This is a genomic window from uncultured Campylobacter sp. (assembly GCF_938030815.1).
Lineage (GTDB): Bacteria > Campylobacterota > Campylobacteria > Campylobacterales > Campylobacteraceae > Campylobacter_B.
Genome location: NZ_CALHII010000286.1, coordinates 1 through 4,301, shown reverse-complemented (window position 1 = coordinate 4,301; position 4,301 = coordinate 1). Strand labels below are relative to the sequence as shown.

The following is a 4,301-nucleotide window of genomic DNA, read 5'->3' as shown; positions in this document are numbered from 1 at the left end:
GTAAAAAGCAAACTGCCGATCTCGCAAGATAGCGTCGCCAAGGTAGAATCTCAAGGCATAAGCGGAATCGCGTTTATAAATATCACGAAAGGAAGCGGTAAGCTTTTTCCGCCGAATGATAAAAAGCCGATAATTGCGCTGGATAAAACGCTTCTTGATAAAATCGGCTCCAAAGCCGAAGTCATCACCGATAGCGTGAGCGAGATGATTTTTAAGATTAATGGGCTACTGTCTAAGCAAAATACCGATAAAGTGGATAGAATTCTATCTTCGATGGATAAATTTAGCGCTGAGCTAAGTGATGAGAAAAAATTCCAAAGCCTAGATGCGCTGCTTGCTAACGTAAATACTCTCATAGCAAATTTAAACGAGCGCGAGAAGGAGCTAGACGCGCTGCTAGATAATCTAAACGCCTTTGCCGTGAGTGCTGCCAATCTATCGAATTCGCTAGATAAAACCGCAGGTATCATCACTAAGCGTATCGATCGCGGCGAGTACAATCTAAAAGCGATCTTGGATCCTACACTTGAGGAGGCAAAAAACACTCTTCGCGAGCTAAAAAAATCGCTTAGAGAATTCCAAGGCGCGATGTTTAGGCTAGAGGACAATCCTTACGATTTCTTTTTCAAAGACACTTCTAAAGGCGCGGATCGCGACGATAAAAAGGAATAAAGATGAAAAATTTTATAAAGTTTACGCTTGCTGCGACGCTGGCGGCGATATTTTTAGGCGGCTGCTTAGCCAAGCAGGCTAAGCCATACACCTACTACGAGCTGCGTTATGATCAAAAGCGCTGCGTAAATCCTAGCGGCGTGCGCAAAAATATCTTTATCGACACTATCACGGCAACCGATCTCGTCGATAGGCGGGATATTTTAATAGTGGATTTTAGAAACCGAACGCGGTTCGCAAGCGACGCCAAATTTATCACGATGCCTAGCGAGATGGTATATAAGGCGCTGCTTGATGCGGCATTTTCCACCTGCTCGCTAAATCCGATCTTTGTGCCAAAAGAGCGGGATTTGCGCCTAAAAACCAGTATCGTAGCGCTTCAGATCAATAATGATCAAGCAACCGTCACAATGGGATATGAAATTTTAAATTCTTTAGAAAGCATAAAATCAGGCATCGTCACTAAGCGCGTTTTCGTGCCTGATCCTAGCTCGCAAAGCATTTATAATGCCCTAAATTTAGCGCTTAATGAGAGCATAAACGAAATTTTAAAGGCTCTTAGATGATAGCGGCGATCGAAGGAATTATCACGCGCAAGGAGCCCACTGCTTGCGTCATTAAATGCGCTAGCGGCGTGAGCTACGCTCTTTCATTGTCATTAAATACCTCCGCGAAGCTCACGCAGGGCAAGCTGACCGAGCTTGCGTGCGTACAAATTTTGCGCGAGGATGCCGATTTGCTGTATGGATTTTTAGACGAGAGTGAAAAAAGGATGTTTGAAACTCTAATCAAGCTTAGCGGTGTAGGTGCAAGCACGGCGATGGCGGTTTGCTCGACGCTCGCTCCGCAGGATTTCGCGCGTTGCGTAGCTACGGGGGATGCTGCGACGCTAACTTCAGTTCCGGGCATCGGCCCAAAGACCGCTAGACGGATCATTGCCGAACTAGGCGATGCGAAGTTAATGGAATTCGGTCCTAGCGAGACTTATAAAAATGAAGCGGCGTCCGCGCTACAAAGCCTTGGATTTAAGCGCGATAAGATCAATCAAATCTTAGCAGGATGCAGCAGCACGAATACGTCAGATCTTGTCAAAGAGGCGTTAAAAAAATTAGCGTAGAAATAAAATTTGAAGGAAAACAATGAAATTTGGCTTAGTTTTTGGAGCTCAAAGCTATGAGCACGAAGTAAGTATCATCTCGGCAATTGCCGTCAAAAATGCCCTAAAAGGCTGGGACTTGGAGTTTGTATTTTGCGATAAAAATCGTAAATTTTACCGCATTGAGGATAAAAATATGCGCGCGGCATATTTTAAGCAGGGTGGCTATGCTAAAGCAAAAGAGCTTAGTATCGGTGCGGGCGGATTTTTTGAGAGCGGAATGTTTAGCAAAAGCATGCTAGAAGTCGGCACATATATCAATCTAATCCACGGCTGCGACGGCGAGGATGGCAAAATGGCAGCGCTATTTGAGTTTTTTGGCATCCCTTATATTGGACCTCGCATAGAAGCTAGCGTGCTAAGTTATAATAAAATTTTAACCAAGCACCTAGCCGCAATCGCAAATGTAAAAACCCTGCCGTATGAGATCGTAAATCGTACTAGTCTGCCTAATTTTAATTTTCCGATCATCGTTAAGCCTGCTCATTTGGGCTCTAGCATCGGAATTTCGATAGCCAAGAACGAAAGCGAGTTTAGCTACGCGCTGGATCAGGCTTTTGAGCTGGACGACAGCGCGATCGTAGAGCCGTACTGGGAAAACGTAAAGGAATTTAATCTCGCAGGCGCTAAAATAGACGGCAAAATCGTATTTTCAAACATCGAAGAGCCAAAAAAAGAGGGCTATTTAAATTTCGATCGTAAGTATTTGGATTTTTCGCGTAGTGGCGCGATCGAGCCCGCTCGTCCTGGCGCTTTGCTAGAGGGCAAGATGAAAGACGCCTTTACGCGGCTTTATAACGCAGGATCATTCGATGGCGCGCTCATTCGCTGCGATTTTTTTGAAAAAGAGGGCGAAATTTATCTAAACGAGATAAATCCGAACCCAGGCAGCCTCGCAAACTACCTATTTGATGATTTCTCCGAGGTTTTAGCAGCTCTTGCTTCGTCGCTGCCGCCGATGAGGCAGATCCCTGTAAGCTACGAGCTGATCACCAAAATCACCGCTAATAAATAGCCAATCGTTTAAAATTTTACGCTAAATTTTGCGTAAAATTTTACCCCAAAAGGTCGAGTTATGATAAATCAAGACGAAATTTACACCGCTACCGAGATCGTGCGCAACTTCAGCACCGTTTTAAACAAGATCAAAAACCAAGAGATCAAAAAAGCCCTGATCGTCAAAAACAACAAATTCGAAGCCGTGATGATCAGTATGAGCGAGTTTGAGCGGCTCGAAAAAGCAGTCGAGCTACTCAAGGCCGTTTACGCCAAAAGGAGCGGCGGTGGCGAGTAAGGAGCTCGTCTGCGGCGGCGAGAGCTACAAAATCAGCTACGAAATTTCAAACCTGCAACGCACCGAATATATTTTGGTGTTGCACGGCTGGGGTGCAAACAAAGCGCTTATGTCTCGGGTTTTTGCGGATAAATTCCGCCGTTACGCGTTAGTGTGCGTCGATCTGCCGGGATTCGGCGCCAGCTCGCAGCCCGCGCGCGCCCTTGGCAGCGAGGATTATGCGGAGATTATGCGCGCCTTTATCGCAGCTTTTGGCAAGCAGCCCGCAGCGATTATGGGGCACAGCTTCGGCGGCAAGATCGCTGCATTGCTAGCTCCGCGCAATCTCATACTGCTAAGCAGCGCCGGTATCATCGAACCCAAGCCCTTTGTCGTGCGCGCTAAAATCGCGATTTTTAAAATTTTAAAAAGACTTGGACTGGCGTGGCTTTGGCGCGCGTTTGCGAGCAAGGATGCCGCAGGTATGAGCAAGACGATGTATGAGACGCTAAAAAACGTCGTAAATGAGGACTTCCGCGACATTTTTTCCGCGCTAAGCCCGCAAAATGCGCTCATCTTTTGGGGCAAGGACGATCGCGCCACTAGCCTAAAAAGCGGCGAGTTGATCCACTCGCTCGTCAAAAATAGCAAATTTTATCCACTGGCGGGGGATCACTTTTTCTTTTTGCAGAGCGCGGATTTTATCGGCGAGCAGATCGAAAAGGAGCTTGGCGGCAGCTAAATTTAACGATTTGGCGCCGCGCTAAATTTAAAACAAGACGCGATTTTGTATAAAATTTTAAAATTTAGCCATGAAATTTTAGCGCCGCTAAAAATCGCGCTTTAGTTGCAAAAACAGATCGCGCGAATGTAAGAGCGAGGTATAGTTTTAAAACGTTTTATTGCGGCGCTTTAATACGGCTTATCTTGCGGCGCGCGTTTTAAATTTTGCATTGTGCTTGCGCTAAAATCGCAAGCCAAGGCGTAAATTTAGATTATAAAGTCGCGAGCACGCGGCATATATTTAAAATTTAGCGGTGTAAAATCCGCTATTTGGGTGTGTAATTCAAAACGCAAAGCTCAAATGCAGTTTGTCACGTTAAATTTTAAAATTTTACGCCGTGGCGGGTTGTTTCCGCTCTGCGCTCGCGATTGCGGCAGCCGTACAAGATGCGGCGAAACCGCTGCGTGCACCGCAAG

At 46.0% G+C, this 4,301-nt stretch carries 6 protein-coding genes; all 6 read left to right on the top strand.

Annotated features, from left to right (window positions below; all coding sequences use genetic code 11):
* A partial coding sequence (locus Q0277_RS10795; RefSeq protein ID WP_297998032.1) for a hypothetical protein occupies window positions 1–672 on the top strand: 672 nt, incomplete at its 5' end.
* A 2-nt stretch (window positions 673–674) separates the two neighbouring features.
* The gene (locus Q0277_RS10790) at window positions 675–1,238 is read left to right on the top strand and encodes a hypothetical protein (protein ID WP_297998030.1); all 564 of its coding nucleotides are present in this window, start codon (window positions 675–677) and stop codon (window positions 1,236–1,238) included.
* Window positions 1,235–1,789 carry a Holliday junction branch migration protein RuvA gene (ruvA, locus tag Q0277_RS10785; protein WP_297895985.1) on the top strand — a complete coding sequence of 185 codons (555 nt, stop codon included), beginning with the start codon at window positions 1,235–1,237 and terminating at the stop codon, window positions 1,787–1,789. Before Q0277_RS10790 ends, ruvA begins: the two co-directional genes overlap by 4 nt.
* Before the next feature lie 22 nt (window positions 1,790–1,811).
* Window positions 1,812–2,843: a D-alanine--D-alanine ligase gene (locus tag Q0277_RS10780; protein ID WP_297943505.1), complete on the top strand. Its 1,032-nt coding sequence runs from the start codon at window positions 1,812–1,814 to the stop codon at window positions 2,841–2,843.
* A gap of 60 nt (window positions 2,844–2,903) precedes the next feature.
* Window positions 2,904–3,122: a type II toxin-antitoxin system Phd/YefM family antitoxin gene (locus Q0277_RS10775; protein WP_177389042.1), complete on the top strand. Its 219-nt coding sequence runs from the start codon at window positions 2,904–2,906 to the stop codon at window positions 3,120–3,122.
* Entirely contained in the window at window positions 3,112–3,843 is a 732-nt protein-coding gene (locus Q0277_RS10770) for an alpha/beta fold hydrolase (RefSeq protein ID WP_297998028.1), read from the top strand. Before Q0277_RS10775 ends, Q0277_RS10770 begins: the two co-directional genes overlap by 11 nt.
* Window positions 3,844–4,301 lie beyond the last annotated feature (458 nt).

Coding starts and splice junctions, on each gene's coding strand:
- Q0277_RS10790 (WP_297998030.1), top strand. CDS start 675: ATGAAAAATTTTATAAAGTTTACGCTTGCTGCGACGCTGGCGGCGATA.
- Q0277_RS10775 (WP_177389042.1), top strand. CDS start 2,904: ATGATAAATCAAGACGAAATTTACACCGCTACCGAGATCGTGCGCAAC.
- Q0277_RS10780 (WP_297943505.1), top strand. CDS start 1,812: ATGAAATTTGGCTTAGTTTTTGGAGCTCAAAGCTATGAGCACGAAGTA.
- ruvA (WP_297895985.1), top strand. CDS start 1,235: ATGATAGCGGCGATCGAAGGAATTATCACGCGCAAGGAGCCCACTGCT.